General features: G+C 72.4%; 25 protein-coding genes. 17 read left to right on the top strand and 8 right to left on the bottom strand.

What is annotated here, in order from left to right:
* The first annotated feature begins 4 nt into the window (after positions 1–4).
* The 4 genes from BM236_RS01430 to BM236_RS01415 all read left to right on the top strand — a co-directional run bounded on the left by BM236_RS01430 (position 5) and on the right by BM236_RS01415 (position 2,757).
* Positions 5–562 (top strand): histidine phosphatase family protein, encoded by a 558-nt coding sequence (locus BM236_RS01430; protein WP_091119340.1) that lies wholly within the window; start codon positions 5–7, stop codon positions 560–562.
* A 62-nt stretch (positions 563–624) separates the two neighbouring features.
* A complete protein-coding gene (locus tag BM236_RS01425) occupies positions 625–1,260 on the top strand; it encodes a DUF6758 family protein (protein ID WP_245750068.1) in 636 nt (211 codons plus the stop codon).
* The gene (locus BM236_RS01420) at positions 1,241–2,161 is read left to right on the top strand and encodes a PHP domain-containing protein (RefSeq protein ID WP_342714113.1); all 921 of its coding nucleotides are present in this window, start codon (positions 1,241–1,243) and stop codon (positions 2,159–2,161) included. The genes BM236_RS01425 and BM236_RS01420 overlap by 20 nt, the downstream gene beginning before the upstream one ends.
* Positions 2,158–2,757, top strand: a complete 600-nt coding sequence (locus BM236_RS01415) for a MarC family protein (protein WP_245750067.1) — start codon at positions 2,158–2,160, stop codon at positions 2,755–2,757. Before BM236_RS01420 ends, BM236_RS01415 begins: the two co-directional genes overlap by 4 nt.
* Before the next feature lie 206 nt (positions 2,758–2,963).
* Here the strand turns inward: BM236_RS01415 and BM236_RS01410 are convergent, their stop codons facing one another.
* Positions 2,964–3,734, bottom strand: coding sequence for an SDR family NAD(P)-dependent oxidoreductase (locus BM236_RS01410; RefSeq protein WP_091119936.1), 771 nt, complete (start codon positions 3,732–3,734; stop codon positions 2,964–2,966).
* 49 nt (positions 3,735–3,783) lie between these two features.
* Between BM236_RS01410 and BM236_RS01405 the strand changes: the two genes are divergently transcribed.
* Together BM236_RS01405 and BM236_RS01400 are read left to right on the top strand one after the other, a co-directional pair.
* On the top strand, positions 3,784–4,593 hold the full coding sequence (locus tag BM236_RS01405) for a ParA family protein (RefSeq protein WP_091119335.1): 810 nt from the start codon (positions 3,784–3,786) through the stop codon (positions 4,591–4,593).
* Positions 4,590–5,294, top strand: coding sequence for a L,D-transpeptidase (locus BM236_RS01400; RefSeq protein ID WP_091119332.1), 705 nt, complete (start codon positions 4,590–4,592; stop codon positions 5,292–5,294). The genes BM236_RS01405 and BM236_RS01400 overlap by 4 nt, the downstream gene beginning before the upstream one ends.
* A gap of 87 nt (positions 5,295–5,381) precedes the next feature.
* Here the strand turns inward: BM236_RS01400 and BM236_RS01395 are convergent, their stop codons facing one another.
* Positions 5,382–6,899 carry a DEAD/DEAH box helicase gene (locus tag BM236_RS01395; protein ID WP_091119330.1) on the bottom strand — a complete coding sequence of 506 codons (1,518 nt, stop codon included), beginning with the start codon at positions 6,897–6,899 and terminating at the stop codon, positions 5,382–5,384.
* A 190-nt stretch (positions 6,900–7,089) separates the two neighbouring features.
* Between BM236_RS01395 and BM236_RS01390 the strand changes: the two genes are divergently transcribed.
* The gene (locus BM236_RS01390; RefSeq protein WP_091119328.1) at positions 7,090–7,782 is read left to right on the top strand and encodes a ferritin-like fold-containing protein; all 693 of its coding nucleotides are present in this window, start codon (positions 7,090–7,092) and stop codon (positions 7,780–7,782) included.
* 72 nt (positions 7,783–7,854) lie between these two features.
* Here the strand turns inward: BM236_RS01390 and BM236_RS01385 are convergent, their stop codons facing one another.
* The 3 genes from BM236_RS01385 to BM236_RS01375 all read right to left on the bottom strand — a co-directional run bounded on the left by BM236_RS01385 (position 7,855) and on the right by BM236_RS01375 (position 9,095).
* Entirely contained in the window at positions 7,855–8,160 is a 306-nt protein-coding gene (locus tag BM236_RS01385; RefSeq protein WP_091119326.1) for a GlsB/YeaQ/YmgE family stress response membrane protein, read from the bottom strand.
* A 98-nt stretch (positions 8,161–8,258) separates the two neighbouring features.
* Positions 8,259–8,480, bottom strand: coding sequence for a DUF3107 domain-containing protein (locus BM236_RS01380; protein ID WP_091119323.1), 222 nt, complete (start codon positions 8,478–8,480; stop codon positions 8,259–8,261).
* Between the two features lie 27 nt (positions 8,481–8,507).
* Positions 8,508–9,095 (bottom strand): TetR/AcrR family transcriptional regulator, encoded by a 588-nt coding sequence (locus BM236_RS01375; RefSeq protein WP_091119321.1) that lies wholly within the window; start codon positions 9,093–9,095, stop codon positions 8,508–8,510.
* Between the two features lie 256 nt (positions 9,096–9,351).
* Here BM236_RS01375 and moeZ point away from each other — a divergent pair, with 256 nt between their 5' ends.
* The 3 genes from moeZ to BM236_RS01360 all read left to right on the top strand — a co-directional run bounded on the left by moeZ (position 9,352) and on the right by BM236_RS01360 (position 11,929).
* A complete protein-coding gene (gene moeZ, locus BM236_RS01370) occupies positions 9,352–10,599 on the top strand; it encodes an adenylyltransferase/sulfurtransferase MoeZ (RefSeq protein WP_091119319.1) in 1,248 nt (415 codons plus the stop codon).
* A 100-nt stretch (positions 10,600–10,699) separates the two neighbouring features.
* Positions 10,700–11,581, top strand: a complete 882-nt coding sequence (locus BM236_RS01365) for a hypothetical protein (RefSeq protein WP_091119317.1) — start codon at positions 10,700–10,702, stop codon at positions 11,579–11,581.
* A gap of 21 nt (positions 11,582–11,602) precedes the next feature.
* A complete protein-coding gene (locus BM236_RS01360; protein ID WP_217645178.1) occupies positions 11,603–11,929 on the top strand; it encodes an MGMT family protein in 327 nt (108 codons plus the stop codon).
* Here the strand turns inward: BM236_RS01360 and BM236_RS01355 are convergent.
* The 3 genes from BM236_RS01355 to BM236_RS01345 are packed head-to-tail and all read right to left on the bottom strand — an operon-like array spanning position 11,895 to position 15,459.
* Entirely contained in the window at positions 11,895–13,292 is a 1,398-nt protein-coding gene (locus tag BM236_RS01355) for a YlbE family protein (protein WP_091119315.1), read from the bottom strand. The genes BM236_RS01360 and BM236_RS01355 overlap by 35 nt on opposite strands.
* A complete protein-coding gene (locus BM236_RS01350; protein WP_091119313.1) occupies positions 13,292–14,779 on the bottom strand; it encodes an AllF/FdrA family protein in 1,488 nt (495 codons plus the stop codon). The genes BM236_RS01355 and BM236_RS01350 overlap by 1 nt, the downstream gene beginning before the upstream one ends.
* Positions 14,776–15,459, bottom strand: coding sequence for an oxamate carbamoyltransferase subunit AllH family protein (locus BM236_RS01345; RefSeq protein ID WP_175507493.1), 684 nt, complete (start codon positions 15,457–15,459; stop codon positions 14,776–14,778). The genes BM236_RS01350 and BM236_RS01345 overlap by 4 nt, the downstream gene beginning before the upstream one ends.
* A 95-nt stretch (positions 15,460–15,554) precedes the next feature.
* Between BM236_RS01345 and BM236_RS01340 the strand changes: the two genes are divergently transcribed.
* From BM236_RS01340 to BM236_RS01310, 7 genes are all read left to right on the top strand, one after another.
* Positions 15,555–16,892 carry a PucR family transcriptional regulator gene (locus tag BM236_RS01340; RefSeq protein WP_091119308.1) on the top strand — a complete coding sequence of 446 codons (1,338 nt, stop codon included), beginning with the start codon at positions 15,555–15,557 and terminating at the stop codon, positions 16,890–16,892.
* A gap of 155 nt (positions 16,893–17,047) precedes the next feature.
* Complete coding sequence (locus tag BM236_RS01335) at positions 17,048–18,541, top strand: uracil-xanthine permease family protein (protein WP_091119306.1); 1,494 nt, start codon at positions 17,048–17,050, stop codon at positions 18,539–18,541.
* Positions 18,538–19,371: an FAD binding domain-containing protein gene (locus BM236_RS01330; RefSeq protein ID WP_091119303.1), complete on the top strand. Its 834-nt coding sequence runs from the start codon at positions 18,538–18,540 to the stop codon at positions 19,369–19,371. The genes BM236_RS01335 and BM236_RS01330 overlap by 4 nt, the downstream gene beginning before the upstream one ends.
* The gene (locus tag BM236_RS01325) at positions 19,368–19,856 is read left to right on the top strand and encodes a (2Fe-2S)-binding protein (RefSeq protein ID WP_091119302.1); all 489 of its coding nucleotides are present in this window, start codon (positions 19,368–19,370) and stop codon (positions 19,854–19,856) included. The genes BM236_RS01330 and BM236_RS01325 overlap by 4 nt, the downstream gene beginning before the upstream one ends.
* Entirely contained in the window at positions 19,853–22,240 is a 2,388-nt protein-coding gene (gene cutA / locus BM236_RS01320; protein ID WP_091119299.1) for an aerobic carbon-monoxide dehydrogenase large subunit, read from the top strand. The genes BM236_RS01325 and cutA overlap by 4 nt, the downstream gene beginning before the upstream one ends.
* The gene (locus BM236_RS01315; protein WP_091119297.1) at positions 22,237–22,896 is read left to right on the top strand and encodes an SRPBCC family protein; all 660 of its coding nucleotides are present in this window, start codon (positions 22,237–22,239) and stop codon (positions 22,894–22,896) included. Before cutA ends, BM236_RS01315 begins: the two co-directional genes overlap by 4 nt.
* Complete coding sequence (locus BM236_RS01310; protein WP_091119294.1) at positions 22,893–24,284, top strand: amidase; 1,392 nt, start codon at positions 22,893–22,895, stop codon at positions 24,282–24,284. The genes BM236_RS01315 and BM236_RS01310 overlap by 4 nt, the downstream gene beginning before the upstream one ends.
* Positions 24,285–24,593: the final 309 nt, after the last annotated feature.

The following is a 24,593-nucleotide window of genomic DNA, read 5'->3' as shown; positions in this document are numbered from 1 at the left end:
CGCCATGACCGAGCTCTATCTCGCCCGCCACGGTGCCACCGAGTGGAGCGTCTCCGGCCGGCACACGGGCACGACCGACCTGCCGCTGCTGCCCGAGGGCGAGCAGACCGCGCGCACGCTCGCGGCTCGGCTGTCCGACGTCGACTTCGAGCTCGTCCTCACCTCGCCGCGCCAGCGGGCCCGGCGTACCGCCGAGCTGGCGGGCTTCCCCGACGCCGAGGTCGACGGCGACCTCGCCGAGTGGGACTACGGCGACTACGAGGGCATCACCACCGACGAGATCCGCGAGCGCGACCCGGGGTGGACGGTCTGGCGGGGCGTGGTGCCCGGCGGGGAGAGCGCCGAGCAGGTCAGTGCCCGGCTGGACCGGGTGATCGGCCGGGTGCGCGCGGTGGAGGGCCAGGCGCTGGTCTTCGGCCACGGTCACGCCCTGCGGGCCCTGGCCGCACGCTGGCTCGGCCTTCCGGTCTCGGAGGGGCGGCTGCTCCGCCTCGACACCGCCACGCTCTCGGTGCTGGGCTCCGAGCGCGAGCAGCCCGTCGTGTTGCACTGGAACTCCTGACCCACCAGCGCGGCGACCCCGCGACCCTTGACGCTCCCGCTCGGGCCCGACACCGTTGGCGGGTGACACCCGGCTGCCCCCGCTGCCCGACCCCGGTCGCGCCGATCAAGGAGACCGACGCCTCGTGGTCGTGCCCGGAGCACGGGCTGGTCGCGCCCCTGTGGCGCCCGGCGGAGTCGTCGTACGACGAGTTCGCGGCGCACCTGGAGCTGGCCGACGCCCTCCCGACCTACGTCCCGTGGCCGCTGAGCCCCGGCTGGCGGGTGACCGACTTCGGGGTCGTCGAGCGGAAGGCGACCTACACCTGCGTGTCCGGCCCCAGCGAGCTCGACGGTCCCGTCGACCTGTTCATCGTGTCCGAGGAGCCGTCCACCGGCCTGGGATCGCGCTGCGCCGGCACGCTCCACGACGACCCGGGCGCCGAGATCGGCGACGGCCCGCCCGCGTCGAAGGTGCGCCTCGACGGGCAGCCCGTTCCGCTCTGGCTGGTGTCGACCTGCGACGGCGTCGGTGAGGCGGCGTCGGAGTGGGACCGGTCGGTGCTCGCGGGCGAGGGCGCGGGGCGCTGGCTGTGGCTCGTCATCCGGCCGGCGTCGGCGCTGCTCCTGCTGCGTGACCCCTGGCTGCTGCGCGACGTCTCGACGCTCGGCCCGGCGCTCGTCGAGCTGCCGTTCGGCGGTGCCGCTCCACCCTGGTGAGCGGGGCTGCCACTATCCTTCGCGGGTGCGCATCGACCTCCACACGCACTCACGCGTGAGTGACGGGACCGACTCCCCGGAGGAGCTCGTGCGCGCCGCGCAGGCGGCCGGTCTCGACGTCGTGGCGCTGACCGACCACGACACCGCCGACGGCTGGGCCGAGGCGGCGGCGACCGCCGCGGAGATCGGCATCGAGCTGGTCCGCGGCATGGAGATCAGCACCCTGCACCAGGGGAGGAGCGTCCACCTCCTGGGCTACCTCCCCGACCCGACGTACCCACCGCTGGTCACCGAGCTGCAGCACGTCCTCGAGGGGCGCCGGCACCGGCTGCCGATGATGGTGGAGCGGCTGCGCGGCCTGGGCGTCGAGATCACCGTGGACGACGTCCTCGCCGTCTCGCCCGACGCCGCCGCGTCGGGCCGGCCGCACGTCGCGGACGCGCTGGTGCGGCTCGGGGTGGTCGCCGACCGCGACGAGGCCTTCGACACGCTGCTCGCCGCCGGTCGGCCCGGATATGTCGGCCGCTACGCCACCTCGCTCGACCAGGCGATCGCCCTGGTCGCCGAGGCGGGCGGCGCCTCGGTGATCGCGCACGTCTGGGGTCGCAGCACCTCCGAGCGACCCGGCGAGGCCGAGCTGGCCAGCCTGCAGGAGCTCGGCCTGACCGGCCTGGAGGTCGACCACCAGGACCACGACGCGACCCGTCGCGACCGGCTGCGGGCGATCGCGCGCAACCTCGGGCTGGTCGTCACCGGCTCGAGCGACTATCACGGCACCGGCAAGACGATGCACGACCTCGGCGTCAACACCACGGCGCCCGAGGAGTACGCACGGCTGATCGACGCGGCGGCCACCGCGTCGGCGGCGAGCGGGCGTCCGACGCCGCAGGTCATCCGGTGAACGTCACCTTGATGGTGGAGGTCTTCGTGACCCTCTTCGTCATCATGGACCCCGTCGGCACCGTGCCGATCTTCCTGTCGCTCACGTCCGGCCGGTCCGTGGACCACGCCCGCCGGGCCGCCTGGCAGGCGGTGACCGTGTCGTTCTTCGTGATCGTGGTCTTCGCCGTCTTCGGCCAGGGGATCCTCGACTATCTGTCGATCTCGCTGCCCGCGCTGCAGTGCGCCGGCGGTCTGCTGCTGCTCCTCGTGGCGCTGGAGCTGTTGACCGGCAAGGACGACCAGCCGCTCGCGGCGAACGGCGGCAACGTCGCGCTCGTGCCGCTCGGCACCCCGCTGCTCGCCGGCCCGGGCGCGATCGTCGCGACGATGGTCTTCGCCCGGCGCGTCGACACCTTCGGCGACCTGGACGCGGTGGCGCTGGGCATCGTCGGCGTCCACCTGGTGCTGTGGCTCGCGATGCGGTTCTCGCTGCCGATCCTCAAGCTGATCCGGGAGAGCGGCGTCATGCTCGTCACCCGCATCGCGGGCCTGCTGCTCTCCGCCATCGCGGTGCAGATGGTCGCCGACGCGGTGCGCGCGTTCGTCGAGCAGTAGGCGGCTACGCCGTCGTAGCCGTACCGCAGTAGAACGGGCCGGCACTCCCGACGGTGACGTCCCAGCCGAGCTCGCGCACCCGGCGCTCGAGGTCGGCCGGCTGGTGCGGGTCCTTGATCACCCGGAAGGCACGCCCGTCGTTGAGGCGACGCTCGACGACGGGGGAGTCGTCGCCCTCGATCAGCTCGGCGGGCCAGGGTTGAGGGTCAGCGGCGCCCGAGGCTCTGGAAGCGCTGCAGCACCCGGGTCGGTACGGCGCGGGCGCCGGCCACGATGACCTTGTACTGCACCGACGGGACCGAGAAGACCTTCCCCTTGTCGTAGTCGGCCAGCGCCTCCCGTACCAGGTCGTCGACGTCGAGCCACATCCAGTCCGGCGCCGAGCCGCGGCTCACGCCCATCCGCTCGTGGAACTCGGTCTTGGTGAAGCCGGGCAGGAGCGCCATCACGGCGACGCCCTGCGGCTCGTACTCGTGGTGCGCCCACTCGGTGAAGGCGTTGATCCACGCCTTCGCGGCGCTGTAGGTCCCGCGGGGGAGCAGCGACGCCACGCTGCCGACGTTGATGACGCCACCGTGGCCACGCCGGGCCTGGGCGCCCAGGGCGGCGTGGCTGAGCCGCAGGGGAGCGGTCACCAGCACCTCGAGCATGGCCGTCTCGTCGTCGGCGGAGTTGTCGAGGAAGCGCTTCTTCAAGCCGAAGCCGGCGTTGTTGACCAGCAGGTCGACCGGCCGCGCCTCGTCGGCCAGACGCTCCTCGACGCGCCCGAGCTGCTGGCGGTCGACGAGGTCGGCCGGGAGGACCTCGGCCTGGACGCCGTAGGTGGTGCGGAGCTCCTCCGCGACCTGCTCGAGCCGCTCGGCGTCGCGGGCGACGAGGACGAGGTCGTGGCCGCGGGCGGCGAGCTGGCGGGCGAAGGCGTGGCCGATGCCGGCGGTGGCGCCGGTGACGAGAGCGGTGCTTCGGGGTGCAGACATGGGCCACAGTCTGCCCGCCGGGGCGTCGCCATCGGGCATGATGGCCCCGATGACCATCACGCTCGCCGTCGCCAACCAGAAGGGTGGCGTCGCCAAGACGACTTCCGTCGCCTCGATCGGTGCCGCGCTGGCCGAGCTCGGCCAGAGGGTGCTCCTGGTCGACCTCGATCCCCAGGCGTGCCTGACGTTCTCGCTCGGCGTCGACCCCGAGGACCTCGACCTCTCGGTGCACCAGGTGCTCACCAAGGGTCTGGACCCGACCGAGGTGGTCCTCGAGACCGAGGACGGCGTCGACCTGCTGCCCGCGACCATCGACCTGGCGCGCGCGGAGGCCGACCTGCTGACCCGCACCGGTCGCGAGCACGTCCTCAAGGCGTCGTTGGCCGATCTCGTCGGTGCCGACGGCTACGACTGGATCCTGCTCGACTGCCCGCCGTCGCTGGGCGTGCTGACGGTCGCCGCGCTGACGGCGGCCGACGGCGTGCTCGTCCCGCTGCAGTGCGAGACGTTGTCGCACCGGGGCGTCGGCCAGCTGCTCGACACCGTGCACGACGTGCGCCGCTTCACCAACAAGGGCCTCGAGGTCTGGGGCGTCCTGCCCACGCTCTACGACGGCCGCACGACGCACGCGCGCACCGTGCTCGACACGATCTCGCAGACCTACGACCTGGCGGTCATCGAGCCGCCGATCCCGAAGACGATCAAGTTCGCCGAGGCGCCCGCCGCCGGACGCTCGATCCTCGCCACGTCGCGCACCAGCAAGGGGGCGCAGGCCTACCGCGAGGTCGCCGCCAACCTCATCGCCCGCGCGGAGGCCGGCCGGCCGAAGAGCCGGCGCCTGAGGACCCGTCCGTCATGACGCCCAAGCATCGGGCCGTGCAGCCGCGCTACGGACGGCTGGCTGCCGTGGCCGCCTCGGTCGCTGTCGTCGCCGTGGCACTGCTGAGCTCCGCCGGCGGATGGGACGGCTCGTCCCCGGACGCGTCGGTGCGCCAGCGCGTGTCGTCGACGCTGGGAGCTGCTCCGTCGACGTCGCCGGACCCGGCCGGCTCGGCTGCCGGGTCGGCCGGGCCGTCGGACGACGCCGCGGACAGCGTCGCGGCCGAGCAGGCCGACGTACCGTCCACGAAGGCCGTGACACCACCCGACCCCACGGCCCTGCCGCCGGCCAGCGGGTCCGGCCGGCGGATCGTCTTCGACCAGAGCGCACAGCGGGTGTGGCTGGTCGACCATGCCGACGACGTCGAGCGGACCTACCTGGGGTCGGGCAGCCTCATCGACAACCTGCATCCCGGCACCTACGCCGTCTACTCCCGCTCCCGCTGGGCGGTCGGCGTCGACGACTCCGGGGTGATGCAGTACTTCGTGCGGTTCACCAAGGGCCCGTCGGGGGCCGCGATCGGCTTCCACACGATCCCGACGAAGGACGGCGCCCCGCTCCAGCGGATCTCCCAGCTCGGCACGCCGCAGTCGCACGGCTGCATCCGGCAGCGCACCAAGGACGCGATCGCCCTGTGGGACTTCGCGCCGGAGGGCACGAAGGTCGTCGTCGTCGCCTGAGGTCGCCGCCGTCGGGCCCGGCCGAGAGGTCACCGTGACGGTTCGCGAACCGTCACGATGACCCTTCGGAAGCTGTGCGCCCGCGCCCTACTCGGCGGCGGGGGCCTCAGCGGCCGGGCGCGAGCCCGACGGCCGGCGACGCCGGCGGCGGTTGCGGGAAGGCTTCGCGTCGCCGTCGGCGGGTACGCCGTCCACGACCGTGGCCGAGGCGCCCTGCGGCGCGGCGACGGACTCGTCGCCGCCCTCGACGGGCCGGCCGCTGCGCGAGCGGGTGCGGCTGCGGTCGCGGTTGCGCGGAGCGCGCTCGGACCGCTCACCCTCAGACCGCTCGGACCGCTCAGACCGCTCGGACCGCTCGGACCGCTCGCGCGGCTTGCGCTCGACGGGCGCGGCGGCCTTGATCCGGCCCTTGGTCCCCTTCGGGATGCCCATGTCGTGGAGGAAGTTCTCCGAGGACGAGTAGGTCTCGGTCAGGTCGTCGAAGGGCAGGTCGAGGGCCTTGTTGATCATCTTCCACTTGTGGAGGTCGGCCCAGTCGACCAGCGTCACGGCGATGCCGGAGGCGCCGGCCCGGCCGGTGCGGCCGATCCGGTGGACGTAGGTCTTCTCGTCGTCCGGCGTCGTGTAGTTGATGACGTGGGAGACGCCGGTGACGTCGATGCCGCGGGCGGCGACGTCGGTGCAGACGAGGATCTGGACCTTGCCCTCGCGGAAGCGCTGCATGGTCTTCTCGCGGGCGACCTGCGCCATGTCGCCGTGCAGGGCGCCGGCGTTGAAGCCGCGGTCGGTCAGGTCGTCGGCGACGCGCTGGGCCTGGCGCTTGGTGCGGGCGAAGACGACGACCTTGTCGACGTCGGGGGAGCCGACCAGGATGCGGCCGATCATCTCGGGCTTGTCGAGGTCGTGCGCCTGGTAGACGTACTGCGCCGTCGCCGGCACGGTCGCGTTCTCGTAGGACGACTCCGCGCGGATGTTCATCGGCGTGCGCATGTACATGCGCGCCAGCGCGACGATCGGGCCCGGCATGGTCGCCGAGAACAGCATCGTCTGCCGGGTCTCGGGTGTCATCTTGATGAGCCGCTGGATGTCCTCCAGGAAGCCCAGGTCGAGCATCTCGTCGGCCTCGTCGAGGACGAGCGCGTGCACGTGGGAGAGGTCGAGGACCCGCCGGTTGGCGAGGTCGATCAGGCGGCCCGGCGTACCGACGACGATGTCCACGCCGGACGCGAGGGCGTCGGTCTGCGGCTCGTAGCCGACGCCGCCGTAGACGGTGAGGACGCGGAGGCCGCGGTCCGCCGAGGCGAGGGTGATGTCGCTGGAGACCTGGAGCGCGAGCTCCCGGGTCGGGGCGACGATGAGTGCCTGCGGCTTGCCCTGCGGCAGCTCGACGTAGTCGGCGTCCTTGGGGGACACGCTGCGCTGGATCACCGGGATGCCGAAGGCGAGGGTCTTGCCGGTGCCGGTGCGCGCCTGGCCGATCAGGTCGGTGCCCATCAGGGCGACGGAGAGGGTCATCTCCTGGATGGCGAACGGGGTGGTGATGCCCTTGCGCTCGAGCGCGTCGCAAATCTCGGGGTGCACCCCGAGCTCTCGGAATGTCGTCATGTTTCGCTTTCGTGTGCCCGGCGCCTCGCCGGGGTCTGTGATGTAGCCCGTTGCGGCGGAGGCACTCACAGCTTCGAAGCGATCAGCGCTACGCCGCGCACATACCGGGCCGCGCCAGCGCTCCTCGTGGTGGTGCAGCAGGGCGGCACAGCCCATCAATCGCCTCGCATTCTATCGGTAGGGTGAGCGCGTGACTGCATCGGCGGACTCTGTGGCGTTCTCGGACCCCGTCTACCGTGAGGCGGTCGTCGACCTGCTCGCTGCGGTCGGCTACGGCGAGGTCAGCGCCTTCGAGCGGCTCGCCGAGGACGCCACGCTGGCGCCGACCCTCGAGGACAAGGTCGCGCTGGGGCTGTTCGCCTCCCAGCAGATCGAGAAGGTCGCGTCGATCTGCGCCCGGCTCACCGAGCTCGGCGCCGACCCGTTCACCGCGATGGACTCGTTCCGCGACGGCTTCGAGTCCTTCCACGCCCACACGGCGCCGAGCGACTGGTGGGAGGGCCTGGTCAAGGCGTACGTCGGCGACGGGCTGGCCAACGACTTCTACCGCGAGATCGCCGCGTTCCTCGACCCGCAGACCCGCGATCTCGTCCTCACCTCGCTGGAGGACACCGGCCACGCCGAGTTCGCCGTCGACCGGGTCCGGGCCGGCATCGCCGCCGACCCCAAGCTGGCCGGCCGGCTCGCGCTGTGGGGGAGGCGGCTGATGGGCGAGGCGCTGACCGAGGCCCAGCGGGTGGCGGCGAACCGCGACGCCCTGTCGGCCCTGCTCGCCGGCGGCGTGGACATGCCCGGCCTCGACCTGGCCGCGATCGGGCGGATGTTCGCCCGGCTCACCGAGCGCCACGTCGAGCGGATGACCGGGCTCGGCCTGGCGCACTGAGCCGCCGCGCCCCGCCCCGGAGGGCGGGCCGCGACGGCTCGGCAGGACGGACGCCGTGAGGCGTCAGCGCCTTCAGGCGCGCCGGGAGTGCCCGGTGTGCGTGGAGCGACCGGTCAGACCGGAAGCGATGACGACCAGGATGGCCGCCACGACGATCTGCCACACGTGACGCCACCAGTCGACGCCGTTGGTGCAGTTGTTCATGTCGGAGCAGTCGTAGAGCGCGGCATAGAGATAGCTGCCGATGAACATGCCCGCGATGCCGCAGACGATGGTCAGCCACAGCGGGATGTTGTCCCGGTCGCCCGGTGCGATGAACTTGCCGAGCAGGCCGATGATGAGGCCGCCCACCAGTGAGGCGATGATCGTGCCGATCATGTGAGTACTCCCGTCCAGGGGGCCCTATGCCCCCTCACGGCGTTGGTACCCCGCCGAAGGCACGATCAGCACATGGGCCGGCGACCGGCCCCCGACGATCAGCTCCGGAAGCCGACGTGCCCCACGCTGCCCGTGCCGAGCTCGACGTAGGCGATCTTCTCGGCCGGGACGAAGACCTTGCGGCCCTTCGTGTCGGCCAGGCTGAGCAGTCCGCCGCCGGCGATCGCGTCGCCGACCAGCTTCTCGACGGCCTCAGCCGTCTCGTCGGTCTCCAGGACCAGCTCGCGCTGGGCGTGCTGGACGCCGATCTTGACCTCCACGGGGAACTCCTTCGTCTTGTGAACTGCTCAGTGCTCGTCGGTCTTGGGGTAGCCGCGGATCCCGCGCCAGGCCAGCCCGCCCACGAAGGTAGCCGCCTCTTCCTGGTTCATGCGGCGCTGGCTGTCCAGCCAGAACCGCGAGGAGACCTGCGCCATTCCCACCAGGCTGACCGCGAGCAGCAGGGCCGCGGGCTCGGGCAGGTTGGTGTCGGCGGCGATGACGGCGGCGATCGCCTCGGAGCACTCGTTGGTGACCCGGTCGACCTGCTCGCGCACCGCCGGCTCGTTGGTCAGGTCGGACTCGAAGACGAGGCGGTAGGCGCCGGACTCGCTGGCGACGTAGTCGTAGAAGGCGTGCACGGTCCGCTCGACGCGGTCGCGGTTGTCCTGGGTGGACTCCAGCGCCTCGCGCACCTTGGCGATCATGGTGTCGCAGGACTGCTCGAGCAGCGCGAGGTAGAGCTCGAGCTTGCCGGGGAAGTGCTGGTAGAGCACCGGCTTGGACACGCCGGCCTTCTCGGCGATGTCGTCCATCGCCGCGGAGTGGTAGCCCTGGGCGACGAAGACCTCGAGGGCGGACTCGAGGAGCTGGGCCCGGCGCTCGCGCCGCGGCATGCGGCCGCCCCGTGGCCGCGTCGTATCGAGGTCGTAGTCCGTCGTCACGCGGGCGAGACTACTCCGTGGTAGCCGCCCGGCACCGCACCGGCTCACGCTGTGGCGAGCGGAGTCGTACGCCGCCCGCGACCCACCGTCCGCGGGCGTCCGGATGACGGGACGCCGTCGGGCGTGCCGCGGGCGGCGGGGGAACATGGAGGTCGTGGCAGGTGTTGGACTCGAACACCGCTGAGATCTAGACGAAAGGGAGACCGCCGTGTCCTTCCCCCCGCTCGTGGAGCCCGCCGAGGAGCTCACGATCGACGAGGTGCGTCGCTACAGCCGCCACCTGATCATCCCGGACGTCGGGATGTCGGGCCAGAAGCGGCTCAAGAACGCCAAGGTGCTGGTCATCGGCGCCGGTGGCCTCGGGAGCCCGGCGCTGCTCTACCTCGCCGCGGCCGGCGTGGGCACGATCGGGATCGCCGAGTTCGACGAGGTGGACGAGTCGAACCTGCAGCGCCAGATCATCCACGGCCAGTCCGATATCGGGAAGTCCAAGGCGCTCTCTGCCAAGGAGTCGATCGCCGAGGCGAACCCCTACGTCGATGTCGTCCTCCACGAGGAGCGGCTCGACAACGACAACGTCTTCAGGGTCTTCGAGGGCTACGACCTGATCATCGACGGGACCGACAACTTCGCGACCCGCTACATGGTCAACGACGCGGCCTACTTCCTCGGCATCCCCTACGTCTGGGGTTCGATCTACCGCTTCGACGGCCAGGCCTCCGTCTTCGCGGCCGGCCTGCGCAACGGCAAGGACCCGGTGCTGGCCGAGGCCGCGGCCGACGCGCCGTGCTACCGCTGCCTCTACCCGGAGCCCCCGCCGCCCGGCATGGTCCCCTCCTGCGCCGAGGGCGGCGTCCTGGGCGTGCTCTGCGCGAGCATCGGCGCGATCCAGGTCACCGAGGGCATCAAGCTGCTCACCGGCGTGGGCGACCCGCTGGTCGGCGAGCTGATGATCTACGACGCCCTGGAGATGTCCTACCGCAAGCTCAAGGTCCGCAGGGACCCCGACTGCGCGCTCTGCGGTGAGCACCCCACCGTGGACTCGCTCATCGACTACGACGCCTTCTGCGGCGCCGTGTCGGAGGAGGCGGCCGACGCGGCCGCCGGCTCGACGATCTCCGTCGTGCAGCTCGAGCACATGCTCAAGGAGCGCGAGGAGGGCGGCCGCGACTTCGTCCTCGTCGACGTGCGCGAGCCCAACGAGTACGAGATCAACAAGATCCCCGGCTCGGTGCTGATCCCGAAGGGCGAGTTCCTCAACGGCAACGCGATCGCGCAGCTCCAGGAGCTGACCGGCGACGGCGCCAAGCAGGTCGTCCTGCACTGCAAGTCCGGCGTCCGCTCCGCCGAGGCGCTCGCCGTCGCGAAGGGGGCGGGCTACTCCGACGCCGTCCACGTCGGCGGTGGCGTCGTGGCCTGGGTCAACCAGATCGACCCGTCGCAGCCGACGTACTGACCTCCCGCCTCTGAGGGATCGAGCGCCCGTCCGGGGATAACCCGGACGGGCGTTCGTCGTTTGACGGGTCTACGCGGGCCCATCTCTCGGGAGGTACGGCATGAAGCTCTCGCGCACCGCCACCAAGGCGGCCACGCTCACGATCACGCTGATGCTCGCCGCGATCACCGCGCTCGTGCTGGTCGCGCCACGGTCGTCGTCGGCGTCCCCGGGCTGGGCGCCGGCGGGATCGGCGGCGATCACGCCAGGGGTGCAGATGTACACCGCGGGTGCGCAGTGCACGGCCAACTTCGTCTACACCGACGCGGCGGGCGACGTGTACGTCGGCTACGCGGCCCACTGCGCCGGCCTCGGCGAGGCGACCGACACCGACGGCTGCCAGGCCGGGTCACTGCCGCTCGGGACGCCGGTCACCTTCAACACGGGCGGCAGCCTCGTCGACGAGGGCACGGTGGTCGGCCACGGCACCCTCGCCTACTCGTCGTGGATCCGCATGCACGAGCTCGGCACGTCGGACGCCGAGACCTGCGCCTACAACGACCTGGCCCTGGTCCGGGTCGACGCCGCCGACGTCGGCAAGGTCAATCCGTCGGTCCCGTTCTTCGGCGGCCCGACCGGGATCGACACCGACGGCACCGCGGCGGGCGACCGCCTCTACAGCTATGGGAACTCCTCGCTGCGCGGTGGGCTGAGCGTCCTGTCGCCGAAGCTCGGCGCCAGCCTCGGCGACGCCGCCGCCGACGAGGGGTGGTCGCACCCGGCGTACACGCTGACGCCCGGGATCCCCGGCGACTCCGGCTCCGGCTTCATGTCGGCCGGCGGCAAGGCGGTCGGCGTGCTCTCGACCCTCGGTCTGGCGCCGCTGCCGCTGTCGAACAACATCGGGGACCTCGGCAGGGAGCTCGCCTTCGCCCAGCAGCACTCCGGCATCGCGGGGCTCGGCCTGGTGAACGGGACCGAGCCGTTCCACGCGGTGCTCTGAGGGGTCGCTAGCCTCGGCGGGGTGGACGACGGCCCTCCGGAGCTGACCGAGTACGACGACGCGGTGCTGTCCCTGGTCGAGCAGGTGCCGCGCGGCCGGGTGACGACGTACGGCGCCATCGCCGACGCGCTCTTCGACGCCTACGGCTACGGCCCGCGCTTCGCCGCACGGGTCATGTCGCGGCACGGCGCCACCGTGACGTGGTGGCGCTGCGTCCGCTCCGACGGGACTTTGCCGGACCGGCTGCTCGACGAGGCCCGGCAGGCGTGGCTGGAGGAGGGGACGCCGCTGCGGCCGACCGGTGCTGTCGACGTCAGGAAGGCGTTGTGGCTGCCCTCTGCCGGCTGAGCTCGGCGAGCCGGGCCAGTGCCGCGGGGAAGACCTCGGCCGGCGGGGTGACCAGGCCGGCGCCGACCTGGCCGGTCCCGGCGACGCGGCCGGCCATGCCGGTGTTGATCTGCGGCAGGATCGTGGTCCGGCACACCCGGGTGACGTCGATGCCCGACGGGACCCCCTGGAACTCGAGCACGGGGATGCTCCAGCGCGGGTTCTCCCCGAGGCAGATCTCGTGCATCCGGCGGGTCGCGGCCAGCGCGTCGGGCACCGAGCCGCCGACGAGCCGGACGATGGCGGGCGCGGTCGCCATGGCGAAGCCGCCGATCCCCGCGGTCTCGGTGATCGCCGAGTCGCCGATGTCCGGGTTGGCGTCCTCGGGGCCGTAGTCGCCGAGGAAGAGCCCCTCGGGCACCTGCGCGGGCCCGGTGAACCAATCGTCGCCGGTCCCGGAGACCTGGATGCCGAAGTCCGTGCCGTTGCGGGCCATCGCGACGACCATCGTGGAGCCCGGGATGTCGCGGGCGGCGTCGAGCGCCAGCTTGCAGGCGGGCATCGCGAGGTTGAGGAAGAAGTGATCGTTGCCGCCGATGAACCGGAACACCTGCGCCAGGTCGGCCGTGTCCACGCCGCTGCCGACCAGCGCGGGGGAGAGGTCGCGCAGCAGCATGAGGGTGCCGGCCCGGTTGCGGTTGTGGGCCTCGTCGCCCATCTGGAGCATCTGGGTGAGGATGCCGGTGACGTCGACGCTCTCGGTGCCGCGGACCGCACGCTGCAGGGCCGGGCCGAGCACGTCGCGCATCCAGCGCAGGCGGGTGAGCACGGTGTCGTCGTACGCGCCGTAGCGCAGGACCTTGCCGAGGCCCTCGTTGAGCGAGCAGAAGGTACGCCGGCCACCGGCTGTGTCGTCGGCGAGCACGAACATCCACATCGACGGCGAGACCACCCCCGCCATCGGTCCGACCGCGTGGTGGTGGTGGCAAGGCTCCAGCGTGAACGACCCGCTCTCGAAGAGCGCGGCGGCGTCCTCCGGGTCGTCGACCAGCCCCTCGAACGCGGCAGCCGCCATCAGGCCGCCGCGCAGCGGTCCGGACGCGCGGTCCCAGCCGATCGGCGGGCCGGCGTGGAGGAAGTGCCCCCGCTCGAGGCCGAGCACCTCGCTGGCAGGCGCGACGTCGACGAGCCGGGCGGTGACGCCGAGGAAGGCCGCGAGGGCCTGCTGGTTGGCGGCGGCGCGGAGCGGGTCGGTGGCGACGGTGGCCAGGTCGGCGGCCGTCCCGGGCATCGGCGGGCGCCAGTCGACGCGGGTCACGGTGACCGCCTGGTCCTCGACGGCGGTCGCGAGCAGGTCGATGCCCGAGGAGACGACGTGGGTCATCAGCGCTCTCCGTGGTAGGTCGGGACGAGCTCGACGGCGCGTCGGGTCGCACTGGCGTTGGACAGGTGCACCTCGGCGCCGGCGGCGGCGAGCGCCCGGGCCTGCCGGTCGAGGCCCTGCGGGTCGCCGGCGGTGCCGACGAGCGAGACGATCACCGGCGTCCGGATCGGCTCCAGGGCGGGGGCCAGGGAGGCGGCCGGATCGTCGTCGGCGCCGTGGCCGAGCACGACGTCGAGCAGGATCACGGCGGTCTGCGGATCGGCGGCCGCCCTCGCGAGGTGGTCGAGCCGCAGGGTCGGGTCGATCATCGGGTGGGCCCGGCCGACGGTCAGCGCGTCGTCGCCGAAGTCGACGAACGTGTGCGCGTCGGCGGTCAGCGAGGAGGGCAGCGCCTGGTCGGGCGCGAGCGGGATGTTGGAGCGGAGCGGTCCCAGCCGCCGCGACGCGATGAGCATCGCCTCGTCGCAGAGCGTGCCGCCGACGAAGAGCCCGCGGAGCCACCGGCCGACCGCGGCCGGGTGGGCGGCGCCGTGGACCGGCCACTCGGGCACCGCCACGCCGAGCCGGGTCAGCACCGCCTCCGCCGACGCCGTGATGTCGGGCGCGTCGGGACCGAGCAGAGCGATCGTGACGGGGGTGGCCAGCGTGTCGGCGTACGACCTGATCGCGGCGGCCACCTCGGGCGCGGGCGGCTTGGAGAGCAGCACGATGAGCTCGACCGACGGGTCCTCGTCGAGGCGGCGCAGCGCCTCCCGGGTCGAGGCGCCGCCGACCGCCGAGGACAGGTCACGGCCCCCGACGCCGAGCGCGGAGAAGACGCCGACGCCGGCGTGGGCGAGCAGGGCGAGGAGCTGCTGCGTGCCGGTGCCGGAGGCGGCGACGATCCCGACCGGGCCGGGCTCGACAACGTTGGCGAACCCGAGCCCGATGCCTCCCACGACCGCCGTCCCGCAGTCGGGGCCCATCACCAGCGACCCCGTCCCCGCGGCGGCTCGCTTGAGCGCGACCTCCTGCTCGACCGGCATGTTGTCGCTGAAGACCATCACGTCACGGCCGGCCTCGACCGCGTCCATCGCCTCGAGGACGGCCAGGTCGCCGGGGACGGAGACCAGCGCCATCGAGTCCGGCTCGCGACGCAGCGCGGCCCCGGTCGTGCGCGGCGGTGCGACGGCATCTCCAGCGCCCCCTGCCCCGGAGGGCACCCGGGCGGCGTCGACGAGCGCCTGCGCGACACCGTCCAGCACGTCGGCGAGGTGCTCCTCGCCGTCGAGCCGGACCGCGACCACGAGGTCGTTGGCCGTCGCCTCACCGGGGACCTGGAAGCCCATCTCGGTGAGGACGTCGAGATTGAGGGCCGTGGCCATCGCGACCTGCGCGGCCTGGACGCCGGCGAGTCCCTGGACCTGGCGGGAGACCTGCAGCAGGGTGACCGAGTCGGCGTACGCGCCCGGGCGGAGCTCGACGTGGGTATGGCTCGTGGTCGTCATGCGGGCACCGGCACTCTCAGCGTGGCGAGCGCGCGCCGCGCTCCGGTCAACAGGCCTCGGCCCGAGGTGTGGCCGATCCCCTCCAGGGCGGCGGTGGCCGCTGCCTCATCGGACGTCCCGAGCGCCCGGACCCAGTCGGCGAACTCCGGCAGCACCTCGCCGTGCAGGGCGCAGTCGAGCAGGGTCGCGGACAGCAGCGTGGTCCGGTGGAGCAGGGACCGCACGGCAGCGTCGACGGCGGGGGTCTGGACACCGGCCGCGCGGTGCATCGCGAGCCAGCCGCACAGCACGTCGTCGCCGTACGGCGTCAGGCCGGTGCCCGAGCCGACCAGCTCGGCGACCCGGGCGGCGGAGGGCTGCTCGGCCCGGCCCGCGGCAGGGATGCGCGGGACCGCGACGTCGACGATCCGCCCGATCGGCAGCGGGCTGCCGTCGAGGTGGAGGACGCCGGCCACGACCGTGGCCGAGGCGCTCTCGAGCCCGGTCAGGCTCGTCACCCGCAGGGCGCACGGCACCTGGGCGGCCAGGCGGTCGACGACTCCGAGGCACCGCCCGGCTAGGTCGAGGTAGAGCGCGTGGGGGCCGCGGTGGAGGACGGGCAGCGGCCCGTCGGGCGCGCTCCCGATCCGGTCGCGGACGCGGCGTGAGGCGGCCGCCGGCAGCCGGGTCGGGGGTTTCACGTGCCTGACGGTAGCGGCGTGCTTTACGGTGTGCCGATGTGAGGACCTGACAACGATCCGTGAGGACGGCTGCAGATGTTGATAGGGAGCGGCTCATGACGGAACAGCTCGTGGGCCAGCCCGTCGATCGGCCCGTCGATCGGCCCGTCGACCAGCCCGTCGACCAGCCCGTCGACCAGCGCAGCGCGATCGATGCGCTGGCCCGGATCGACGCGCTGCACCGCGCGCTCACGCAGATCGTGCTGGAGGACGGCACCCTCGACAACATCGCCGCCGAGGTGGCCAGGGTGGTCGGCGTCGGCGTGCTGGTGACGTCGACCGACGGACGCGAACGCGCGTCGGCGGTGACGCTCGACCATCGGGCGATGCTCGACGTGCACCACCTGGTCGACCCGACCGGCCGGATCAGGGTCGAGCGGCTGAGCGGGTCGAGCGTGCCGATGCGCGACGGCGCCGAGGCGCGAAGCCAGCGCGTCGCCGCCGGCGGGTCGGACCTGGCCCGGCTCATCGTGGTCAAGCTCGACGGGCCGATCGCCGAGGACGACGTCCAGGCTCTCGAGCGGGCCGCCGCCGTCGCCGCGCTGCTGATCACCCGGCAGGAGGCGATCACCGCCATCGAGAACAAGTATCAAGGCGACTTCCTGCGCGACCTGCTCCTGCACCGGACCGGCGGGCCCAACAGCGACGACTACGTCGCCGAGCACGCCGCGACCTTCGGCTGGAACCTCGACCGGCCGGTCGTGGTGCTCTGCGCCGAGATCGACCCCCTGCCACCGGACACCGCGCCGGTCGCCCGCCTGGTCAGGCGGCAGTGGCAGGAGCGGTTCGCCGCGGCCTGGCGCCAGGTCACCCGCGGCCTGGACGAGTCGATCCCGACGGTCGACTTCTCCTCCGAGGTCGTCGTCCTGCTCCCCGTCGCCGACTGCGCCGACAGCGGACACACCGCGGTCCGCCGCGCCGTCACCGCGGTCACCGGTGACAAGGGCGGCGGCCGTCGTCCGTTCAGCGTCGGGGTGAGCCGGATCGCGAGCACCGTCGACGAGCTCTCCGAGGCCTACGCCCAGGCCCAGCGCGCCGTCGAGGTCGGGCGACGGGTGCACGGCGGCGGGTCGACGACGTTCTTCGACGGCCTCGGCCTGCACCGGCTGATCGCCCTCATCCCCGACCAGGCGGAGCTGCGCTCGTTCGCGCACGACGTGCTCGGGCCGCTCGCCGACGACTCGAGCGACGCGGCCGACCTCCGGCGCACGCTGCAGGTCCTCCTCGACACGAACTTCAACGTCGCCGAGGCGGCGCGCAGCCAGTTCTTCCACTACAACACGATGCGCTACCGCGTCTCCAAGCTCGAGCGGCTGCTCGGGCCGCTCTCACAGGACCCGCACCTGCGGCTCGACGTCGCCGTGGCGTTGCGCGTCCTCGAGATCACGGGCTGATCACCGGGCCGCCTGCGCCGGCGACACCGCACAACTGCTGCCCACCGCTCTGGCGAGCCTTCGGCAGGTGTCGCCGTCGAGTGGCCATGATCTGCGTCACTAGTTTGAGCAGATCCGCCTCGACCCCGAGCGAGGCACCAGAGAAGGGTTCAGCGATGTCGTCGTTGTTCAAGTGGGACGTGGTCGACCCGGCGCCGGGTCAGCCCGTCGCCCCCCATCAGCGCCTCAGTTGGCCGAAGACCGTGGGCATCGGGGCCCAGCACGTCGTGGCGATGTTCGGCGCGACATTCGTCTTCCCTATCGTCATGGGGCTGAACGCCAACCTGGCGATCATGATGTCCGGTATCGCGACGATCTGTTTCCTGCTGATCGTCCAGGGCAAGGTGCCCAGCTACCTGGGCACCTCGGCGTCTTTCGTCGGCGCGGCTACCGCCATCTACGCCCAGAAGGGCGGCCCCGCGGACGTCACCGGGGCCATCCTCGTTGCCGGCATCGTTCTCGCCATCGTCGGCCTGGTGATCCACTTCCTCGGCGCGGGTGTGGTCAACGCGGTGCTGCCGCCCGCCGTCACGGGCGCCGTAGTGATGCTGATCGGCTTCAACCTTGCGCCGGTAGCCACCAAGACCTACATGCCGGCCGATGCGTGGGTGGCCATCATCACCATGGTGGCAGTCGTCCTCATGGCGGTCGGACTGCGCGGCTTCGCGGGCCGGATCGCGGTCTTCCTCGGCCTGATCTTCGGCTACCTCGTGTCGTGGTTGTTCGACGGGATCTTCGGGAAGATCACCTCGGTGACGCCGTCCTCCAACGGCGAGGCGACCACGCACGCCCGCGTCGACTGGAGCCCGGTGAAGCATGCTGACTGGTTCGGCTTCCCCAAGCACACCGCCGACGGCCTGGTCGGCAACCAGACGCTGGCCGGCAACCTGGATGCGGTGGGCTGGCACGCGCCGTCGTTCTCGATCACGTTCATCCTGCTGGCGCTGCCGGCGGTCATCGCGCTCATCGCCGAGAATGTCGGTCACGTCAAGGCGGTCTCCGAGATGACCGGCGCCGATCTCGACCCGCTGATGGGCCGTGCGGTGGCCGCCGACGGCGTCGGCACCGTCATCGCTTCCGCGGTCGGTGGCTCGCCGACGACGACGTACGCCGAGAACATCGGCGTCATGGCGGCCACCCGGGTCTACTCGACGGCCGCCTACTTCGTGGCCGCGATCGTGGCGATCCTGCTCGGCTTCATCCCGAAGTTCGGCGCGATCGTGAACCAGACCCCGCCAGCTGTGCTGGGCGGCATCACGCTCGTGCTCTACGGCATGATCGGTCTCCTCGGCGCCAAGATCTGGATTGAGAACCGGGTCAACTTCGCGAACCCCGCCAACCTCGTGCCGCTCGCCGCGGGAATCATTCTCGCCGTCGGCGACGCCACGCTGAAGTTCACCGACGACTTCAGCCTGACCGGCATCGCGCTCGGCACGATCGTGGTGGTGGGCGGCTACCACCTCGCCCGCGTCGTCGCGCCCCGGGGCGTCGACGACGGCGCCATCATCGCCGTCGGCCATCCCGGCGCCCATGTCGAGGACCACGCGGCGCCTCACCGCCACATCGGCGGCGAGGACCGCGACGACCACAGGATGCACACGGACTCGTGAAGCCTGCCCCCTTCCGCTACCACCGTCCGAGCACGCCCGCCGAGGCGTGCGAAGCACTGGCAGCAGAGCTGCGCGACGGTGCGGGCGCGAAGGTGCTCGCGGGCGGGCAGAGCCTGGTCCCGCTGCTCTCGATGCGGCTGGCCTCGCCGCCGGCGCTGGTGGACATCAACCACCTCGACCCGGCGGCGGGGCTGGCCGCGATCGAGATCCGGCCCGAGGGCGTCCACGTCGGCGCGCTGGTCCGGCACGCCGACCTGCTCGCCTCCGAGGAAGCGCGGCTGGCCCAGCCGCTGCTGGCCCAGGCGCTCGCCCACGTCGCCCACCCGACCATCCGCAACAGGGGTACGTCGGTCGGGTCGATCGTGCACGCCGACAGCGCCGCCGAGCTGCCGGCCGTGCTCGCCCTGCTGGGCGGGTCCCTCGACGTGGGGTCGGTGCGTGGGACGCGCACCGTCCCTGCCGAGGAGCTCTTCGTCGGGCCTCTGGAGTCGTCGCTGGCACCCGACGAGCTGGCGCTGGGCGCGACCTTCCCGGCGCTGGCCGACGGCGCCGGCGTGGCGTTCGCCGAGGTCGCGCGGCGGCACGGCGACTACGCGCTGGTCGGCGTGGCGGCCCTGGTCTCGAACGACACGGTCAAGGCGGCGTACCTCTCGGTCAGCGACGTGCCGACGGTGATCGACCTCACCGACGTGCCCGACGACGACCTGGGCGAGGCGGCCCTGAGCCGGCTCGACCCGATCGGCGACATCCACGCGACCGCCGACTACCGCGCCCAGCTGGTCAGGGTGCTCACCGCGAAGGTCGTGCGAGAGGCGAGGAAGGCGAGATGAGCGAGGACCTCCACGAGTTCGCCCTGACTGTCAACGGGGTGACCCACGACCTGGCCGTGCCCGCCCGCCGGCTGCTCTCCGACGCGCTGCGCCACGACCTCGGGCTGACCGGCACCCACGTCGGCTGCGAGCACGGGGTCTGCGGGGCCTGCACGGTGCTGCTCGACGGCCGGCCGGTGCGGTCGTGCCTGATGTTCGCCGTCACGGCGCAGGGCGCCGAGGTCACCACGGTCGAGGGGCTGGCGAACGACGACGACAGCCTCGGCCCCGTGCAGCAGGCGTTCGCCGAGTGCCACGGGCTGCAGTGCGGCTTCTGCACCCCCGGCTTCCTCACCACGATCACCGCGGGGCTGCGCGACAACCCGACCCCGACGCACGAGCAGGCCCGCGACATGATCGCCGGCAACCTGTGCCGCTGCACGGGCTACCAGAACATCGTCAAGGCCGTCGAGCGCGCCGCCGAGCTGAGCGGGGAGCAGCGATGACCACCAAGCTGATGGGCCAGCCGGTGCAGCGCACGGAGGACCAGCGGCTCCTCCGCGGCAGGGGCCGGTACGCCGACGACGTGGCCGTCTCGCCCGGCACGCTGCACTGCGCGGTGCTGCGCAGCCCGCACGCGCACGCCCGCATCGTCGACATCGACGTCTCCGGTGTGCTCGACGTCGACGGCGTCCACGCGGTGTGGACCTACGACGACCTGACCGGCCCGATGGCGGAGCCGCTGCCGCTGCTCATCCCTCACCCCGCGCTGACCGAGGGACGCACGCAGTACGCCCTGGCCAAGGACCGGGTGAACTACGTCGGCGAGGCGATCGCGTTCGTCGTCGCCGACGACCGCTACCTCGCCGAGGACGCGGTCGGCCGCATCGAGGTCGCCTACGACCTCCTGCCGCCCGTCGTGGGCATCGACGCGGCCCGCGCCGCCGAGCACCTCGTCCACGACGACGTGCCCGGCAACGTGGCGGCTCGGATGGAGCAGGCCACCGGTGACGTCGAGGCCGCGATGGCCAAGGCGCCGCACACACTGACGCTCGACCTGACCGTCGAGCGGTCCGCCTGCACCCCGCTGGAGGGCCGTGGCACCGTCGCCCGGTGGGACCCCGACACCGACCGGCTGCAGGTCTGGACGTCGACGCAGACCTCGACCGGCGTACGCGCGGTGGTGGCGGCCAAGCTCGGCCTCGACCTCGGCCAGGTCGACGTCGTCACCCCGGACGTCGGCGGCGGCTTCGGCGTCAAGATCAACCACCCGTGGCCCGAGGAGCTGCTCGTCCCGCTCGCCGCGCGCGCCCTGGGCCGGACCGTGAAGTTCACCGAGGACCGCCGCGAGCACTTCATCTCCAGCGCTCACGAGCGCGGCCAGGTCCAGCACGTCGAGGTCGGCTTCGACGACGACGGACGGCTGCTCGCGCTCGACGTGCGGTTCTGGCACGACCACGGCGCCTACATCCCCTACGGCCTCATCGTCCCGATCATCACCTCCACGCAGCTGCTCGGGCCTTACAAGCCCGAGGTCTACCGCGTCGTCTTCGAGTCGCTCTACACCAACACCGTGATGGTGACGCCCTACCGCGGCGCCGGCCGGCCGCAGGGCTGCTACGCGATGGAGCGGACCATGGACGCCATCGCGGGGTTCCTCGGCAAGGACCGCACCGAGGTGCGGGCGGCCAACTTCATCCAGCCCGACGAGTTCCCCTACGACCAGGGGCTGATCTTCCAGGACGGCCGGGAGCTGGAGTACGACTCCGGCGACTACCCGGCGATGCTGGAGAAGATCAAGGCCCTCGTCGGCTGGGACGACTTCCCGGCCTACCAGCAGGAGATGGCCGCACAGGGCCGACGCGTCGGGATCGGGCTGGCCTGCTACGTCGAGGGCACCGGCGTCGGGCCCTACGAGGGCGCCCACGTGCACATCGAGACCTCCGGCAAGGTGAAGGTGGCCACCGGCCTGACCACCCAGGGTCAGGGGCACCAGACCGCGTTCGCGCAGCTCGTCGCCGACACGCTCGGGTGCCGCTTCGAGGACGTCGAGGTCGTCACCGGCGACACGCGGCGCATGCCGTACGCCGTCGGCACCTTCGCCTCCCGCGCGGCCGTGATGTCAGGCTCGGCGATCCACCTGGCCGCGCTGCGTGCCCGCGAGAAGGTGCTGCGCATCGCCGCCGACGCCCTCGAGGCGGCCGAGGACGACCTGGAGATCAACGACGGCGTCGTGTCGGTCAAGGGCAACCCGCTCGACGGGGGCGCCGTGATCGACCTCGGCACGGTCGCCGTGCTCTCCAACCCGCTGCGCTACGCCTTCGACGAGAAGTCCCGGGTCGCCACCCAGTTCACCGTGGGCGACCCGGGGAAGCCGCCGGTCGCCGAGGACGACGAGCCGGGCCTGGAGGGCAAGGACTTCTACAGCCCCGAGCGATCGACCTTCGCCTCGGGCATGCACGCGGTCATCGTCGAGACCGACCCGGACACGGCCGAGATCTCGATCCTGAAGTACGCCGTGGTGCACGACTGCGGCCGGCTCATCAACCCGATGATCGTCGAGGGCCAGATCCACGGCGGCGTCGCGCAAGGGGTCGGCGGCGCGCTCTACGAGCGGATGGCCTACGACGAGTCCGGCCAGCTGCTGAACGCGTCCTTCATGGACTTCCTCATGCCCTACGTCACCGAGGTGCCCGACGGCATCGACATCGACCACCTCGAGACGCCCTCGCCGCTCAACCCGCTCGGCATCAAGGGCGCCGGCGAGGCGGGCGTGATCCCGTCGGCGGCCGTCTTCGCCTCGGCCATCTCCGACGCCGAGGGCTTCGCCCTCACCGCGATGCCGATCTCCCCGTCGGACCTGTTCACCCTGCGTCAGGAGCACTCGTGAAGATCACCGGATCCGTCGTCGTCCCGCACCCCGTGGAGTCGGTGTGGGAGGCGATCCTCGACCCGGCCGTGCTGGTCCGCACCATCCCCGGCTGCTCGCGGCTGGAGACGGTGGGGGAGAACTCCTACGCGATGACGGTCACCGCGGGCGTCGCCGCGATCAAGGGCACCTACGACGGCACCGCCGTACTCTCCGACCTGGTGGAGCGCCAGTCGCTCGTGATGCGGCTGTCGGGGGCCGGCGCACCCGGGACGATCGACGCGACCGTGGACGTCACGCTGGGGGCCGTCGACGGCGGCACGGAGGTCTCCTACGCCGCGGACGCGACCGTCGGGGGCATGGTCGGAGGAGTCGGCCAGCGGATGCTGACCAGCGTCTCGAAGCGGATGGCGGGGGAGTTCTTCAAGGGCATCGGCGAGGCGATCAGGGGTCTCGACACGCCTCCGCCCATCGGCTCCGGCTACTCGACCAGCGGGGCGTCCGATGGTCGAGTAGCGAGCGTCAGCGAGCGTATCGAGACCCCCGCTGCCGTCGGGACGGTCTTCACCGCCCCGGCGCGGTCGGGTGACCGCGACGAGTTCGTCAAGGGCATCGCGGTCGGGGCCGGGCTGGTCCTGCTCGGCGTCGTCGCCGGCCGATTCCTCGGGCGCCGATGACCGACCTCACCGTTGCCTCGACCGCCCGGGAGCAGGCGGCCGCGATCCGCGCGCGGCAGATCTCCGCCCGCGAGCTGCTCGAGCTCCACCTGGCCCGGATCGGCGAGCGCAACTACGACCTCAACGCGATCGTGTCCCTCGACGTCGACCGCGCCCGGGCGGGCGCCGCGGCCGCCGACCAGCACCTCGCCTCCGGCGCGCCGGCCGGCCCGCTGCACGGCCTGCCGTTCGCCTTCAAGGACACCCACGCCGTGGCCGGATGGCGGACGACGTACGGCTCGCCGCTCTTCGCCGACCACGTCCCCGAGGCCGACGAGCTGATCGTCGAGCGGATCCGGCGGGCCGGGGTGGTGACCGTCGGGAAGACGAACGTGCCCGAGTTCGCCGCCGGGTCGCACACGTTCAACGCGGTCTTCGGCACCACCCGCAACCCCGTCGACCCGAGCCGGTCGGCCGGCGGGTCGAGCGGGGGAGCGGCGGCGGCGCTGGCCGCGGGGATGGTGCCGCTGGCCGAGGGCTCGGACATGGGCGGTTCGCTGCGCAACCCGGCGTCGTTCTGCGGCCTGGTCGGCCTGCGTCCCAGCTTCGGTCGTGTGCCCGAGTGGCCCAAGCCCAACCAGTGGGAGACGACGTCGGTCGGCGGCCCGATGGCGCGCAACGTCGGTGACCTGGCGCTGCTGCTCTCGGTGATCGCGGGGCCGGACCCCCGCGCGCCGCAGGCGCTCGGCGAGCCCGGCGCCGCCTTCGCGCCGCCGGTGGCCGGGTCCCTGCACGGTCTGCGCGTCGCCTGGACGCTCGACCTCGGCGGTGCCTTCGAGGTGGACACGTCCGTCGCCGCCGTCACCGAGGAGGCCGGGCGGCTCCTGGCCCGCAACGGCGCCTCGGTCTTCTCCGCCTGGCCCGACCTGGCGCTGGCCGACGACACGTTCCGGACGCTGCGCGCGTGGCAATTCCAGGCGGCGTTCGGCGCCCTGCTGGCCCGCCACCCCGACGCGTTCAAGCAGTCGTTGGCCGACAACATCCGGGCCGGGGAGTCGCTGACGGGCGCCGACGTCGCCCGCGCCTACGCCCAGCGCACCCGGCTCGCGGAGACCATGCGGCTGTTCTTCCACGACTACGACGTCCTGGTCCTGCCGACCTCGCAGGTGCCGCCCTTCCCGGCCGACCAGGAGTTCCCGACGTCGATCAACGGGCGGCCGATGGCGAGCTACCTGGACTGGATGCGGTCGGCCTACTTCATCACCGTCACCGGCTGCCCCGCCATCTCCGTGCCGGCCGGGGCCACGCCCGAGGGGCTGCCCGTCGGCGTGCAGATCGTCGCCCCGCACGGCGCCGACCGACGTCTCCTGGAGATCGCCGCGGCGTTCGAGCAGGCGCGCGGCTGGTGACGACGAGCCGATCGGTCGTCTAGACCGGTTCTGCACAGCCGTCCCCGGAACCGGTGGACAACCGGTGGAGAAGTGACGGCCGTGGTGGATAACCGGGGTCATCCTGTGCAGTCGGCTGTGGAATCGAAGTTGTTCTCGCCGACCCCTTGTGGCCCGGCTCACAGGGGGCGTAGAACTTCTCTCACGCCGACCGAGGCACCGAAGGGAAACCGGAGGAACCGAGGAAGGCGGGACAGCTCGGAGACGAAGGTCCAGACGCCGGACCCGACGCCGCAAGGCGAAGGAGAGGGCGCCGCCGCTGGGTGATGC

It is taken from the genome of Nocardioides terrae (genome assembly GCF_900112345.1).
GTDB lineage: Bacteria > Actinomycetota > Actinomycetes > Propionibacteriales > Nocardioidaceae > Nocardioides > Nocardioides terrae.
The sequence above is the reverse complement of the archived record's forward strand: the minus strand, read 5'-3'. Positions and strand labels throughout refer to the sequence as shown.

Excerpts from the sequence above, each read along its gene's own strand:
- BM236_RS01335 (WP_091119306.1), top strand. The coding sequence starts at position 17,048 with ATGTCGTCGTTGTTCAAGTGGGACGTGGTCGACCCGGCGCCGGGTCAG.
- BM236_RS01355 (WP_091119315.1), bottom strand. The coding sequence starts at position 13,292 with ATGACCCACGTCGTCTCCTCGGGCATCGACCTGCTCGCGACCGCCGTC.
- cutA (WP_091119299.1), top strand. The coding sequence starts at position 19,853 with ATGACCACCAAGCTGATGGGCCAGCCGGTGCAGCGCACGGAGGACCAG.
- BM236_RS01410 (WP_091119936.1), bottom strand. The coding sequence starts at position 3,734 with ATGTCTGCACCCCGAAGCACCGCTCTCGTCACCGGCGCCACCGCCGGC.
- BM236_RS01350 (WP_091119313.1), bottom strand. The coding sequence starts at position 14,779 with ATGACGACCACGAGCCATACCCACGTCGAGCTCCGCCCGGGCGCGTAC.
- BM236_RS01365 (WP_091119317.1), top strand. The coding sequence starts at position 10,700 with ATGAAGCTCTCGCGCACCGCCACCAAGGCGGCCACGCTCACGATCACG.
- BM236_RS01430 (WP_091119340.1), top strand. The coding sequence starts at position 5 with ATGACCGAGCTCTATCTCGCCCGCCACGGTGCCACCGAGTGGAGCGTC.
- BM236_RS01375 (WP_091119321.1), bottom strand. The coding sequence starts at position 9,095 with ATGCCGCGGCGCGAGCGCCGGGCCCAGCTCCTCGAGTCCGCCCTCGAG.
- BM236_RS01395 (WP_091119330.1), bottom strand. The coding sequence starts at position 6,899 with ATGACGACATTCCGAGAGCTCGGGGTGCACCCCGAGATTTGCGACGCG.
- BM236_RS01405 (WP_091119335.1), top strand. The coding sequence starts at position 3,784 with ATGACCATCACGCTCGCCGTCGCCAACCAGAAGGGTGGCGTCGCCAAG.
- BM236_RS01340 (WP_091119308.1), top strand. The coding sequence starts at position 15,555 with ATGACGGAACAGCTCGTGGGCCAGCCCGTCGATCGGCCCGTCGATCGG.
- BM236_RS01400 (WP_091119332.1), top strand. The coding sequence starts at position 4,590 with ATGACGCCCAAGCATCGGGCCGTGCAGCCGCGCTACGGACGGCTGGCT.
- BM236_RS01310 (WP_091119294.1), top strand. The coding sequence starts at position 22,893 with ATGACCGACCTCACCGTTGCCTCGACCGCCCGGGAGCAGGCGGCCGCG.
- BM236_RS01325 (WP_091119302.1), top strand. The coding sequence starts at position 19,368 with ATGAGCGAGGACCTCCACGAGTTCGCCCTGACTGTCAACGGGGTGACC.
- BM236_RS01385 (WP_091119326.1), bottom strand. The coding sequence starts at position 8,160 with ATGATCGGCACGATCATCGCCTCACTGGTGGGCGGCCTCATCATCGGC.